Raw genomic sequence first — 12,122 nt, forward strand, 5'->3', positions numbered from 1 at the left:
GTTGCCCGCGCTCATCCGCATGCCTCAGCCGGAAGCTGCGGCCCGTCGCCGTCGGCGCCGCCGTCCTGGTCGCTGTCGTCGGCTTCGTGTTCGTCGTCGGGTACGGGCAGGCGGGCGCCCCGGCTGTCGGCGATGCGCAACACATCGCCGAGGCACTGCCTGGCCGCCCGCAGCGCGAGGCGTAGCGCGTACTCCCCGGCTTTGCGGTCGTCCAGGACGGCTTGGACACCCTTGAGGACGTCGGCGCCGTCGCGCAACTGGTCTGCCTCGATCTCGTCCGCGATACGGGTCAGTGCGCCCGGGGAGCCGTTCGTGGACAGGAAGCACGGCTTGCCGGTGTCGGTCTCCCACGGCAGCAGGCGCAGCCCCGGCGTGGGTCCGGGAGCGGCGTTGCGGTCGTAGCTCATCGGGCTGTCACCTTCATGCCGTGAATCCGGCGCGGGCCGATGTCGACGCCGTACGTCGCGAGCACCAGCGCCCGCCGTCGCGCCCGTTGGCGCCGCTCCTGCTGTCGCCGCTCGTGCGCGAGGAGGTAGGGGCGGACAAGGCCGCTGTCCTCACCCCGCAACACGGAGACGCGCGGGAGACGGGCCATCGACACGTCCACGGTCGGTACGGGGACTGTCTCAGCGCTGCGGTGCCGTCCCGGTGCGGGGAGCAGTAACCGCAACAGCAATTCGAAGATGCGGGCGATACAGTGCGGCATGTCGTCAACCTCCACAGGGTTGGTGGCCACGTCCCCGGGCCGTCGCCACGGTCGCGGGGGTCTGTGCGTCAGTCATCCCCCACACTTCCGCCCCTGGTTGCGCGTTCCTACTTCGTTCCATGACCGTTAGGAACGGAATGGGTCTACCGTGGGAAACGTGCCTAACGTCCCAGGGGGTTGCCGGTGAACGAAGCACTGCGCCGCGCCATGCTTCAAACCCGTATGACAGACCGCCAGTTGGCGGAAAAGTGCGGCGTGGACGTCAAGACTGTCGGCCGATGGATCACCGAGACGGCACGGATCCCCCGTGCCCGCCATAGGTGGGCCGTCTGTGAGGCACTCGGAGAGGAGGAGGCGGTGTTATGGCCAGCGGCCGCAAGGAAGGCGATCAAGGTCGGTCCGGACCGTGAGGTCGTTTCGGTCTATCCGTACCGGTCCGGCTGTCCGGCTTCCCTGTGGCGGTCTTTGATCACCAAAGCCGAGCGTGAGCTGACGTTCGCCGGTTACACCAATTACTTCCTGTGGCTCGAACAGGCCCGATTCGGCACCGCGTTGCGGCGCAAGGCAGCGCAGGGGTGCCGAGTCCGCTTCGTGCTCGGCGACCCGGACAGCGACCTCACACGGTCCCGCGAGCAAGACGAAGCTGTCGCGCTCACGCTGTCGACGCGTATCCGCGTGACGCTGGCCGAGTTGCAGAAGATCAGGAGCCAGCCGGGCGTTGACGCGAGGTTCAGCGACGGACATGCGTACCTGTCGGTGTTCCGCTTCGATGACGACATGATCGTTACGCCCTTGCTGACGCATAGCGTTGGGCACGATGCGCCTACGCTGCATCTGCGTCGTCACCAGGACGACGGCATTTTTGATCGCTTCGCTTCGCACGTTGAGGAACTGTGGAAACGGGGCACTCCGGTATGGGAAGAGAAGGGCAATGGGTAGGCGCGATTACGAGGACGACCCGAACGCCCCAGCCGCGAACAGCTTGGTTCCGGCTGCTTCTGTCGTCGTCGCCGACGACTCGGGGCGCATTCTCCTTCAGCGTCGACGCGACAACGACATGTGGGCGCTTCCCGGTGGTGCCATGCACATTGGCGAGTCATTGCCGGACTGCGCGATTCGGGAGACGAGCGAAGAGACTGGTATCAATGTCGAGATCATCGGCATCGTCGGGACCTACACCAACCCCCGTCACGTCTTCGCCTACGACGATGGCGAGGTACGGCAAGAGTTCTCCGTCTGCTTCCTGGCTCGTCCTGTGGCAGGGCAACTCGCGGCGTCCGAGGAATCCACCGATGTCCGCTGGTTCGAGCCCGCAGAGGTTGATGCCCTCCCCATGGTCGCCAGCATCCGGAAACGAGTGAACGACTGGCGCGACGGCAACATGCCCGCAGCCCGGTAGTCGGCACGCGCGGACACGTTGACCCCCGTTGCTTCCTGGCGGGGGTCGTTGCTGTATGAGCCTTAGGGTCTGTCCTGTGGATCTTGGCCGCCCAGGGCGTGTAACGAAAACGGACCTTGGGTCGGCTTGGCATCTAAGGCGAGCGCCCGCCTCGCAAATCGGCAGCGGTCGGTGAGCAGGTGCGGGTAGTGGTCGGGCATGACAGGAGAGCTTTGGACCCCCGTGATTTCGATGGTCGGTGTGGCTGTGGGAGGTGCGTTGACGTATCTGACCCAACGCGCGACGCAGCGGGGAGCCGATCGGGCTGAGGAACATAGACGGGCTGCGGCGCTGGCGGAGGAGCGGCGTGCCGAGCAGATCAGGACTGTGCTGGAGTTCATCCGGTTTGCGCTGGAGGCTGAGGGTGTGGCTCATGCCCGGCCGCCCGCATGGGAGGTCGGTGACGAGTGGTACCGGACAGCCAGGCCGGCGATAGACGGCCTGCGCATAGCCGAGAATGGTGTCCACCTGCTGTGCGCCCCTGGCCTTCACACGCCGACGACCGCCTACGCCCGTGCCCTTAACCAGGCAGTCTGGCAGGAGCACGGCGAAGCGAGTCTGGCCGAGCGCCTGGAACCGGTCAAGGTGAAGTTCCTAGCCGTCGCGCGCCGCAGTCTGACCTGACGGCCATGGGCGGGCCTGCCTGGTGAGCGCCACTTCGGCGACGCGTTCGTCGTCGGGGCGGCGCTGCCGCTTGAGCAGACCGTGGCCCTTGACGGGGGCCGTGACGTCGGAATGGGGGATGGCATTGTCAGCCCGATCTACCATTCGTCGCCGTTTCAATGAATTTTGTGTCGCATAAGGCGGTGGCTGCAGACCCGACGGCCGCCGCACAGACCGCGTCCAACGCGTGCACGGGAAAGTCGAAGAAGCACGTCGTCAAGACGTACTACCGGGGCCCTGCCACGGTAGTGCTGCGTTGCGGCACGAGGAATTGGGGATACCGTCATCTGGTGGCTCATGGGCGGTGGAGTGCCAACTTCAGCAAAAAGATCAAGAACGCGATCTGGAGTGGCGACGTCGTGATCGACGTACCGGGTCAGCGTGTCTACGAGCGGCGAGTGATCCAGTGTCCGCCGAGGATCCTGTTCCGGGTGGTGACGAACCCGGACCCCTATGGAGCCGATCCCCGAATCAAGTCGCAGGGGGTCATTACTGCTTACAAGCCCGCATCGCTGGTCTCACCTGCCTGTTAGGAGAAGGAATCCGTGCCGTCTGTCGAAGGTGTCCGTGGCCTCCTCGCCCGGTATGTGACGGGGCGGCTCGAGGACGGCTCGGTCTGTCTTGAAGTCCTCGGGCTCGAGGTCATCGACCAGGGGCGAAGGTTCACGGTGGCGGTAGAACTGATCGCCCCGGACGGGCATTGGAGAGTCCGTCTGGAGTGTGACAGTGCCGAGCACCGGATCTTCGACGGCAGCCCGCCGGAGGACCTCGTACAGGCAGTGGCCATGTCACTCCGCATCCGCCTCTTCGAGTGGTGGCACACCAAGGGGTCCGAGCGGCAGTCGGCCAGGCTCGGCGAGCGTGTGGACTAGGGCGTATCCGTTAAATGCGAGCCCAGACCAGCACTGCGGCGAGGGCCGCGGCCGAGCGGTAGACGATCGCGAGCTTGTCGAACCTCGTGGCCAGGCCCCGCCATTGCTTGAGCAGGGCGAAGGACCGCTCGACCACGTTGCGGTTCTTGTAGGCCACCGGATCGAACTTCGACGGACGCCCGCCTGCTGAACCGCGGCGGCGACGGTGCTCCTGCTGGTCACGCCGTTCAGGGATGACCGCGGTGATCCCGCGGGCCTTGAGCGCTGCTCGGATCGCGCGGGAGGAGTAGGCCTTGTCCCCGAGCAGCATGGTCGGGGTCGTGCGCTGGCGGCCTGCTCCGGTCCTGGGGACTCGCAGGTCGCCCAGCAGCAACTGCAGGGACTGGCCGTCGTGCGCCTGCCCGGGCGTCACGACGACGGCCAGCGGTCGGCCCTGACCGTCCACGGCGTGGTGGATCTTCGTGGTCAGCCCGCCGCGGGAACGGCCGATCGCGTGCCCGGCGGGCTCTCGGTGGGCGTCGAGGCCCTGCCCTCGGGCTGCGGCCCGGCACTTCTCGGGGCGGCGGGTGTTGGTGGCGTGCTGGTGGGCCCGGGTGATGGTGGAGTCCACCGCCACCCGCCAGTCGATCAGCCCATCGTCGTCCGCGCGGGCGAGCAGGACGCCGAGCACGCGGTCCCAGGTCCCGTCGGCGGCCCAGCGGCGGTGGCGGGCCCACACGGTCTTCCAGGATCCGAACCTGGCTGGGAGGTCTCGCCAAGGAATACCGGTGCGGTACCGGTAGACGATCGCCTCCACAATGCGGCGGTGATCGGCCCACGGCCTGCCACGACGACCGGTACTGGAGGGCAGCAGAGGTCGGATACGGTCCCACTGCCGGTCGGTCAGCCGGGCGTGACGAGGCATCAGGATCAGACCGCAGAGGTGCCGCGCACCCGGGCCGGCAGCCCGGCCGGGCTCAGTCGATCGTCTTGATCAGCCGGGCGGGCACTCCCGCGACCACGGTGCCAGCAGGAACATCACGAGTGACCACCGCACCGGCAGCGACCACCGCACCGGCACCGATGGTCACCCCCTGCGTGATCACGGCAGCCGTTCCGATCCAGACGTCGTCCTCGATGACGATCGGGGCGAAGGAGAGGTACTCGCGGCGCTCGGCCAGGGGCAGTGGATGGCCTCCGGTGATGAGGCTAACCTTCGGGGCGATCATGACGCCGTTGCCGATACGGATGCCTCCCTTGTCCATGAAGGTGCATCCCTGGTTGACGAAGACGTTCTCCCCGAACGTCGTGTTGAGCCCGGACTCGGTAAAGAACGGCGGGTAGATCATCACCGACTCCGGCAGCGGGCCGCCGAACACAACAGAAAGTAGTTCCGTGCGACCTTCGCTGTCGCTGAACGGAAGCACGTTCAGTCGAGACGTCGCATCGGTCACCTCCACGATCCGCTCCGCATGACGCGCGAACTCAGGCGTCTGTATATACATGACCTGCTCTGTGCGGGTAGACATGTGCTTATCCCACCACCGCGCAGAACACTCGATCAAACAACCCTGCACCACAACAGACACAACCAATGGTTGTGGAAGTAGGGTGGAGGCGTGGATGTTGAAGCGCTGCGGACGTTCGTGGCCGTCGCCGAGACCGGCCAGTTCCAGGCTGCTGCCGACAAGCTGGGGATCAGCCAGCAGGCGGTCTCCAAGCGGATCGCGGCCCTGGAGAGGCACATCGAGGTCACGCTCCTGGTGCGGACCTCCCGAGGCTCCCGGCTGAGCCTGGACGGGCAGGTCTTCCTGCCGCACGCCAAGAAGGTCCTGGCGGCCCTCGAGCAGGCCGAGCAGGCCGTGCGCCCCGGCAGCCGTCCCTTGCGCGTCGACGTCCTCAATCGGCGCATCTCCCCGGCCCAGGCCGTCTACCGGTTCTACCGCTCCCACCCCGAGACGGACCTGGACGCGGTCACGCTGAGCAAGGAGAACGCCGCCCAAGCCGCCCAGGCGGTGCTCGAAGGGACCGTCGACGCGTCTTTCCGTGCCCTGCCGGCAGACCAGGTCCCGGCCGGGATCAGCGCCGAACGACTCCTTGACGCACCCCTGGAGCTCCTGGTCGGACCCGGCCACCCTTTGGCTGACGCGTCCTGGGTCAGCCCTGCGGACCTGGCTGGCCACCGCATCTGGATCCCCGGGATCAGGCCGGGCATGGAGTGGGCGGCGTTCTACCAGGCGCTGTCCGAGGCCTTCGGCCTGAGCATCGACGCGCTCGGCCCCAACTTCGGTGACGAGGCCCTGATGGACGCGCTGGCCGACTCGGCCTCGCTGGCCACCCTCGTCGGCAGCGGGGACCGGTACCTGTGGCCCCAGACCCACGACCTACGGCGCATCCCGTTGCACGACCCGACCCCGGTCTACCCGCACGTGCTGCTGTTTCGCAGCGGAGACCAGCACCCCGTGCTGACCGCGCTACGCGACCATCTGCGCACCGCAGGCCCGCGAACCCCGCACGACGTGTGGGCGCCAGACTGGGTAGACCGCTGACCAGACGACCGAATTGACAGACAGGACCTAGGACCAATTTCAGTGGCCCTGCCCTTCGCGTCAAAGGGGCGGGGCCATTGGCCTTTCTCCTGGCCACCGGTGTGAGGTTCCCCCGAGATGCGGGGAGGGGTGACAGAGGGTCAGATGGGTCTCACGAGAGGAGCCCAGACGATGCCTGCCCCGAGGAAATACCCGCTGGAGTTGCGTGACCGCGCGGTCCGCATGTATCGCGCCGCCGAGCCGAAGCCCGTCATCCGCCGTATGGCAGAGGAACTCGGGGTGCATCACGAGGCTCTGCGCAACTGGATCCGTCAGGCCGAGGCTGATGCCGGTGAGCGAGGCGACATTCTCACCACCGCCGAGCGTGAGGAGCTGGCTGCTCTGCGGAAGGAGAATGCCCAGCTCAAGCGGGCGAACGAGGTCCTGCGGACGGCCTCAGCTTTTTTCGCGGCCCAGCTCGACCCGACCCGGCCCAGGTGACCGCGCTCGTCGATGCGCACCCGCACCTGGGGGTCGAGCCCGTACTCCGGGAACTTTCCATCCCCTCCTCCACCTACTACCGCTGGCGCCAGGCCGAGAAGGAGCCATGCAAGCGACGCCGCCAGGACGCCGAGCTCACCGGGAAGATCCGGCAGGTCCACGCCGACTCCGGCGGGATCTACGGCTCACCCCGCGTGCACGCCGTCCTCCGGCGTGAAGGCATCCACGTCGGCCGCAAACGCATTGAACGGCTCATGCGCCAAGCCGGCCTGGCCGGGATCAGTCCCCGGCGGGGCAAGGGCTTCACCCGACGTGACCCGGACGCGGAACCGGCCCCTGACCTGGTGCAACGCGACTTCACCGCGAACGTGCCGAACCGGCTGTGGGTCACGGACCTGACCATGATCGCGACGGAGGAGGGCCCGCTGTGGCTGTCCGCGATCCGCGACGCGTTCTCCCGCCGGGTGGTGGCCTGGGAAACCTCCGCCCGCGCAGACGCCGATCTGGTCCTGACCACGCTGGAGTATGCCCTGGCCAGCCGCGAAGTCGCCCCCGGTGAGCTCATTCACCATGCCGACCACGGCTGTCAGTACACGTCCGTGAAGCTCACGACACGCCTGGTCAGGGCCGGTATCCAGGCGTCCATGGGCTCGGTCGGCGACTCGTTCGACAATGCCCTGGCGGAGAACCTGTGGATGGTCATCAAGACCGAGTGCATCCGCGGCCGCGTCTTCCCCACCAGAGCCGAAGCGAACCTCACGCTCTTCGAGTACATCGACGGCTTCTATAACCCCCGCCGCATCCAGAAACGGCTCGGCTACCTCAGCCCGATCGAGTACGAGGAGAAGCATTACGCCAGCCAGGCAACGGCCGAACAAGTGAACCTGAAACCACGTCAACCCTCCCTGACCAGCTAGTCAGCCACCCCCGTACAGCGGGGGAACCTCAGTGCGGGCCCGGGGCCCTCTAGCCCAAGTGGGATGTGCTGGCTGCCGACGCGGGCAGGCGGATGCCTGTGCGCGGGCCTTGCTGGGGGCCGGGAGCATCGCGCGGTGGGAAGAGAAGGGGGCGTGCTGGACCTTCCTTCCCCTCGTGAGGAAGGTCCGGCAACTCTGCGCCCTGTTGGCCTAATGCGCTGTCGCGCGCATTAGGTAACGGGTGTCACAATAGCGAGGGGCGTGTACGCCGTGCAATGGGTTACCGGGCGTAGCGCGCCCGGATGTCGTGAAGATCTGGTGCTCACGAGGGTGGAGGGGCCGTAGAGTCGGCGCGTCATGACAGAGCGACCACCGCATGGGTCGGCTCGCCCCGGGGGGCGTACGGCCCGGACCCGTGCCGCCGTGTTGGCGGCCGCGTACGAGGAGCTCGACCGCGACTCGTTCGCCGCGCTCACCCTGGACCGGCTCGCCCGGCGGTCGGGGGTGCATGTGTCGACCATCCGGCGGCGCTGGCGGACGGTGGAGGGGGTCGTCGTCGATCTGCTGGCCGAGCACAGCTCGACGCTGCCGACCCCGGACACCGGTGACTTCCGGCGGGACCTGACGCAACTCACCCAGGCCATCGCGGACTTCAACAACGCGCTGCGCAACCGCAACGTCATCCAGGGGCTGCTCGCGGCCGCCGCGCACGATTCCCGGGTCGAGGAGATCGTCCGCGCCGCGTTCGTGCGGCGTACCGAGGAGGTGACCCTGATCGCGCGGCAGGCGGTCGAGCGGGGGGAGATCCCCGAGGGCACCGAGGCGCGGGAGGTCATCGCCGCACTGGCGGCGCCCCTCTACTACCGGATGCTCATTCTGCGCGGGCCCATCGACGAGCGGCTGGTGCACACCAGCGTTGAGGCGACGTATCAGGCCGCCCGCTCGGGGGTGTTCGTACCCAAGGGTGACGGCAAGGGTGATCGCAAGGGGGATCCCGAGGGGTGATGGCGCCCCCGGGGCAGGGGGCGCCATCGGCGGGCGTCAGGAGGACGCGCCGCGTGCCTTGAGCATCCCGGCCATCAGCTCGATCTCCGACTGCTGGCCCTGGACCATGGTCGTGGCCAGATGCTTCTCGGTCGGGTCCTTGACCAGCTCGACCGCGCCCTTCGCCATCGCGACGCCGCCCTTGTGATGGGCGGTCATCAGCTTCAGGTAGAGCACCTCGGCCGCCTTGCCCTTGGCCTTGCGCAACTCGTCGAGCTGGGTGTTGGTGGCCATGCCCGGCATGAGCGAGCCGTCGTGCGGCTTGTACGCGCCGCCGCCGTCCATGCCCTTCATGGAGCCGTGGTCCATGCCCTCCATACCGTCCATACCGTGCTTCATCCACGTCATGGGCGGGTCCTCGGACGTCTTGTCCAGCCCCCACATGTCCAGCCAGCCCTGCAGCATCCCGCTCTGGGTGGCCTGCGTGCTGGCGATGTCGAACGCCAGCCGCCGCACCTCGTCGTCGCTCGTGCGGTCGCGCACGATGAACGACATCTCCACCGCCTGCTGGTGATGGACGGACATGTCGCGGGCGAAACCGGCCTCGGCGGAGGTGTCCTTCGGCGTACCCGTATCGGTCGTGCCCTCCGAGCGGTCGCTCGTCAGCCACAGCACGGCCACCGCCACCAGCGTCACCAGCGCGAAGGCGGCGGTGATCCCCGCCACCAGCGGCCGGCGTGCGGCGCGGCCGACGGCGGTCCCGTCGCTCACGAGGTCTTTCCGTTGGTGCAGTAGGCGCCGGGCTCGGGGGTCTGCTTGCCCTGGACGAACTTCTTGAAGAAGGCGGCCACCCGCGGGTCCGACGCCTTCTGGATGTCAAGCTGGTTGCCCCAGGCGTTGAGGACGATCGGCGCGTCCTGCTCCTGGTAGGGGCTGATCATCGAGTACGGGGTCTTCTTCACCCGCTCCGAGAGGGCGGCGATGTCCTCCTTCGGCGCCTTGTCGGTGTACGTCACCCACACCGCGCCGTGCTCCAGCGCGTGCACCGCGTTCTCCTTCGCCAGCGGCTTGGTGTAGACGTCGCCGTTGCAGTTCTGCCAGACCTGGTTGTGGTTTCCGCCGACCGGCGGCGACATCGCGTACTTCACCGTGCCCTGGACATGCGTCCGGCCCAGGTTCTTCCAGGTCTTCATGCCCTTGAACTCGCCGGTCTGCACGACCGTGGAGGTGACCTTGGCCTCCTTCTTGTCCTTCTTGTCGCTCGCGTCGACGAGGAAGTAGCCCCCGACGGCCAGTCCGGCGACGATCACCGCGACGGAGGTGACGGTGATGGCCCGGAACCTGCGCTCGCGCGCCTTCTCGGCGCGGCGCAGTTCCTCTATCTTCGCGCGGCGGTCGGCCGCGGTGCCCTTCGTCTTCGATCCCTTGGAGCCCATGGCTGTCCTTGTCCTCGGAGTACTCAAAGTTCGCGCAGTTCGCGCAGTTCGCACGCTGGATGGGTGGAGCGGTGCATCGCGGTTACCGGCGCCGGCCTAGGTCCGAAGCACTTGGAGCTGATGGAGGCCGAGGGCGCGGACGGGGTGGTCGGGCGGCGCCCGGACGGAGTCCGGATTCCGGTGGCCGCCCGGCGGCGGAACCTCGGCGAGGAAGAGCGGGGGTACGGGCGTGGGCACCAGTGCCTGGACCACGCCCCGGGGGCCCGTGACACAGTCGTCGCTTCCGGAGCCGGAGCCGGAGCCGGAGCCGGAGCCGGAGCCGTCGGACGGGCCGTGCCCCGGAGACGGATAGGTGACCGGCTTCTCGTGCGGCTCGGCCGACGCGACGGTGTCCGTCAGGCGGCGCGGGCACCCCGCCGACAGGCCGTTGTGGTCGGCGGCGGGATGGACGCACGAGGGCGCCACCCATATCGCCGCGGCGAGCAGGAGAACGGCACGGCAGAGAACGGACGGCACGGTGCCGCGCACCGCGTCCCTCCGTATGTGGCCCTCTCCGCCCCGCCCTCTGCCCATCGCGCCAGATCGTAACCACTGCGGCTGTCGCGACTGAATGGGCCCACGGCGGAAGGTGGGCAAATGCCTGGTGGGGGCGCGGCATCAGTCGCGACGTCCGGTGGCCTCAGGTGTCCCGGAGGTGTCCCGGCGTCAGCCGCGCCGCCCGAGCGTCAGCCGCGCCGCCCCGCGCCGCCCCGCGCCAGCCGCGCCGTCCGCCGTACGCCGCCCCGCCCCGCGCCGCGCCGCCCCGCGCCGCGCCGCGCCAGCGCCAGCCGCCCCGCGCCGTCCGCCGTACGCCGCCCCTCAGTAGACGCCCTCGATCACAACCTCGTCGTCGAACATCGCGACCGGCCCCACATCGGCCACCGAGTCCCCGGCCGCGCCCTCGGGCGGCGGGACGCGGATCGCCAGATCGCGCTCGAGGTTGCCCGGCAGCAGAGCGGACTTGCTGACGTGGTTCATCACCACCTGGCCGCGCTCCCCGTACGGCACCGGCTCCCCGCTCGCCGGGTCCACCACCGAGAAGGTGACGAACGGCGTGCGCGGATCGAAGACACACGGCTCGTCCGGGCCGAGCCCCAGCCGCTCCGTGGCACCGCCGAGGATCATGGTGTTGCCGTAGGTGCCGTAGAGCGCACAGCCGGGGAAGACCTCGTTGCGCAGCAGATCGCGGGTGTCGGCGTCCATATGGGCGCCGCCCCACATGATGCCCTTGACCTTCTCCCCGATCAGCTCGATCAGGTCGTCATGCCGGGCCAGCCGCTCCAGCAGCGGCGGGGTGGTCATCAGCACCCCGATGTCCTGGGTGCGCAGGACGTACGCCGCCTGCTCCACCAGATGGCTCACATAGGCGTCGGTCTCCTCGGCCTTCCCGGCGGAGATCAGCTTCTTCACCCACCGCGGATCCATGTCGACGCGGAACATCAGCCCACCGTGCCGCGCGGCCGTGCCCGCGACCATCTCGCCGACCATATGGGGGCCGCTGGGCGCGATGGCGAGCCAGTCCACCCCGCGCGGGATGCCGAGCCCGTCGAGGTCGGCACTCAGCCCGTGGGTGAGCCGGTCCAGCCAGTCGCGCAGACACACGATCCGCTTGGGCGCGCCGGTGGTGCCGCCGCTTTCGAAGACACCGACGATCCGGGCGTCGGCGCCGTAGCCCTGGGGGATCAGATCGCGCACCGGCACGTCGCGCAACTCCCCCGTGACATTGGGGAAGAGTGCGAGATCGGCGACGCCCTTGACGTCCCGGCGCGGATCGAAGTCCAGCGTCCGCGCCTTCCGCAGCCAGAACGGGGAGCCGGTGTCCGGGCCGAAGTGCCACTCCATGGCGGCGCGGATGTACTCGTCGGGGTCGGGGCGCTCGTCGAAGGGGACGTCGAGCACGGAAAGGGAAGCTGTCGGCACGGGTTGCTCCTCATGCTCCTCGTGGGGGACGGGCGGCGCCGGGTCGGCGCCCTCGGGGACAGGCGACGCGGGATCGGCGCAGTCGGGGACGGGCGACCCCGGGTCGGCGCCGTCAGGACAGGCGACGCCGGGTCGGCGC

The 12,122-nt window shown here is 68.5% G+C and carries 17 protein-coding genes; 9 read left to right on the plus strand and 8 right to left on the minus strand.

The features are described 5' to 3' along the window. Positions 1-11: 11 nt before the first annotated feature. Both STRVI_RS00525 and STRVI_RS00530 read right to left on the minus strand, forming a co-directional pair. Positions 12-407, minus strand: coding sequence for a hypothetical protein (locus STRVI_RS00525; RefSeq protein ID WP_014053664.1), 396 nt, complete (start codon positions 405-407; stop codon positions 12-14). Next, positions 404-706 (minus strand): hypothetical protein, encoded by a 303-nt coding sequence (locus STRVI_RS00530; protein WP_014053665.1) that lies wholly within the window; start codon positions 704-706, stop codon positions 404-406. The genes STRVI_RS00525 and STRVI_RS00530 overlap by 4 nt, the downstream gene beginning before the upstream one ends. Positions 707-889: 183 nt before the next feature. On the opposite strand from STRVI_RS00530, the gene STRVI_RS00535 reads away from it, so the two are divergent. The 5 genes from STRVI_RS00535 (at position 890) to STRVI_RS00550 (ending at position 3,679) form a co-directional block, all read left to right on the plus strand. Then, positions 890-1,645, plus strand: coding sequence for a DUF5919 domain-containing protein (locus STRVI_RS00535; protein WP_014053666.1), 756 nt, complete (start codon positions 890-892; stop codon positions 1,643-1,645). Further along, on the plus strand, positions 1,638-2,105 hold the full coding sequence (locus tag STRVI_RS00540) for an NUDIX domain-containing protein (RefSeq protein ID WP_014053667.1): 468 nt from the start codon (positions 1,638-1,640) through the stop codon (positions 2,103-2,105). Before STRVI_RS00535 ends, STRVI_RS00540 begins: the two co-directional genes overlap by 8 nt. 258 nt (positions 2,106-2,363) lie before the next feature. Next, the gene (locus STRVI_RS00545) at positions 2,364-2,768 is read left to right on the plus strand and encodes a hypothetical protein (RefSeq protein WP_150112873.1); all 405 of its coding nucleotides are present in this window, start codon (positions 2,364-2,366) and stop codon (positions 2,766-2,768) included. A 182-nt stretch (positions 2,769-2,950) separates the two neighbouring features. Beyond that, positions 2,951-3,340, plus strand: a complete 390-nt coding sequence (locus tag STRVI_RS51940; RefSeq protein WP_150112874.1) for a hypothetical protein — start codon at positions 2,951-2,953, stop codon at positions 3,338-3,340. Between the two features lie 12 nt (positions 3,341-3,352). Beyond that, positions 3,353-3,679: a hypothetical protein gene (locus STRVI_RS00550; protein ID WP_014053670.1), complete on the plus strand. Its 327-nt coding sequence runs from the start codon at positions 3,353-3,355 to the stop codon at positions 3,677-3,679. Between the two features lie 10 nt (positions 3,680-3,689). Here STRVI_RS00550 and STRVI_RS00555 read toward each other — a convergent pair whose 3' ends face one another. Continuing rightward, complete coding sequence (locus STRVI_RS00555) at positions 3,690-4,583, minus strand: IS5 family transposase (protein ID WP_014053671.1); 894 nt, start codon at positions 4,581-4,583, stop codon at positions 3,690-3,692. Positions 4,584-4,635: 52 nt separating this feature from the next. Further along, positions 4,636-5,163, minus strand: coding sequence for a DapH/DapD/GlmU-related protein (locus STRVI_RS00560; protein ID WP_014053672.1), 528 nt, complete (start codon positions 5,161-5,163; stop codon positions 4,636-4,638). A gap of 114 nt (positions 5,164-5,277) precedes the next feature. Here STRVI_RS00560 and STRVI_RS00565 point away from each other — a divergent pair, with 114 nt between their 5' ends. The 4 genes from STRVI_RS00565 to STRVI_RS00580 all read left to right on the plus strand — a co-directional run bounded on the left by STRVI_RS00565 (position 5,278) and on the right by STRVI_RS00580 (position 8,609). Continuing rightward, positions 5,278-6,207 (plus strand): LysR family transcriptional regulator, encoded by a 930-nt coding sequence (locus STRVI_RS00565; protein WP_014053673.1) that lies wholly within the window; start codon positions 5,278-5,280, stop codon positions 6,205-6,207. Between the two features lie 171 nt (positions 6,208-6,378). Continuing rightward, positions 6,379-6,687 (plus strand): transposase, encoded by a 309-nt coding sequence (locus STRVI_RS00570; RefSeq protein WP_014043695.1) that lies wholly within the window; start codon positions 6,379-6,381, stop codon positions 6,685-6,687. Continuing rightward, on the plus strand, positions 6,684-7,604 hold the full coding sequence (locus tag STRVI_RS00575) for an IS3 family transposase (protein ID WP_014043694.1): 921 nt from the start codon (positions 6,684-6,686) through the stop codon (positions 7,602-7,604). Before STRVI_RS00570 ends, STRVI_RS00575 begins: the two co-directional genes overlap by 4 nt. Positions 7,605-7,961: 357 nt before the next feature. After that, entirely contained in the window at positions 7,962-8,609 is a 648-nt protein-coding gene (locus STRVI_RS00580; protein ID WP_014053674.1) for a TetR-like C-terminal domain-containing protein, read from the plus strand. A 36-nt stretch (positions 8,610-8,645) separates the two neighbouring features. On the opposite strand, the gene STRVI_RS00585 is transcribed toward STRVI_RS00580, so the two are convergent. From STRVI_RS00585 to STRVI_RS00600, 4 genes are all read right to left on the minus strand, one after another. Next, the gene (locus STRVI_RS00585) at positions 8,646-9,359 is read right to left on the minus strand and encodes a DUF305 domain-containing protein (protein WP_014053675.1); all 714 of its coding nucleotides are present in this window, start codon (positions 9,357-9,359) and stop codon (positions 8,646-8,648) included. Further along, positions 9,356-10,024: a DUF3105 domain-containing protein gene (locus STRVI_RS00590; protein WP_014053676.1), complete on the minus strand. Its 669-nt coding sequence runs from the start codon at positions 10,022-10,024 to the stop codon at positions 9,356-9,358. Before STRVI_RS00590 ends, STRVI_RS00585 begins: the two co-directional genes overlap by 4 nt. Before the next feature lie 96 nt (positions 10,025-10,120). Further along, entirely contained in the window at positions 10,121-10,597 is a 477-nt protein-coding gene (locus STRVI_RS52435; RefSeq protein WP_167543177.1) for a hypothetical protein, read from the minus strand. A gap of 285 nt (positions 10,598-10,882) precedes the next feature. After that, positions 10,883-11,983: an AMP-binding protein gene (locus tag STRVI_RS00600; RefSeq protein WP_014053678.1), complete on the minus strand. Its 1,101-nt coding sequence runs from the start codon at positions 11,981-11,983 to the stop codon at positions 10,883-10,885. Between the last annotated feature and the right edge of the window lie 139 nt (positions 11,984-12,122).

This window comes from Streptomyces violaceusniger Tu 4113 (assembly GCF_000147815.2).
In the GTDB taxonomy this organism is placed as follows: Bacteria; Actinomycetota; Actinomycetes; order Streptomycetales; family Streptomycetaceae; genus Streptomyces; species Streptomyces violaceusniger_A.

Bases quoted from the DNA above. Each gene is read 5' to 3' on its own strand.
- STRVI_RS00525 (WP_014053664.1), bottom strand. From the start codon at position 407: ATGAGCTACGACCGCAACGCCGCTCCCGGACCCACGCCGGGGCTGCGC.
- STRVI_RS00530 (WP_014053665.1), bottom strand. From the start codon at position 706: ATGCCGCACTGTATCGCCCGCATCTTCGAATTGCTGTTGCGGTTACTG.
- STRVI_RS00540 (WP_014053667.1), top strand. From the start codon at position 1,638: ATGGGTAGGCGCGATTACGAGGACGACCCGAACGCCCCAGCCGCGAAC.
- STRVI_RS00555 (WP_014053671.1), bottom strand. From the start codon at position 4,583: ATGCCTCGTCACGCCCGGCTGACCGACCGGCAGTGGGACCGTATCCGA.
- STRVI_RS00560 (WP_014053672.1), bottom strand. From the start codon at position 5,163: ATGTATATACAGACGCCTGAGTTCGCGCGTCATGCGGAGCGGATCGTG.
- STRVI_RS00570 (WP_014043695.1), top strand. From the start codon at position 6,379: ATGCCTGCCCCGAGGAAATACCCGCTGGAGTTGCGTGACCGCGCGGTC.
- STRVI_RS00580 (WP_014053674.1), top strand. From the start codon at position 7,962: ATGACAGAGCGACCACCGCATGGGTCGGCTCGCCCCGGGGGGCGTACG.
- STRVI_RS00590 (WP_014053676.1), bottom strand. From the start codon at position 10,024: ATGGGCTCCAAGGGATCGAAGACGAAGGGCACCGCGGCCGACCGCCGC.
- STRVI_RS52435 (WP_167543177.1), bottom strand. From the start codon at position 10,597: ATGGGCAGAGGGCGGGGCGGAGAGGGCCACATACGGAGGGACGCGGTG.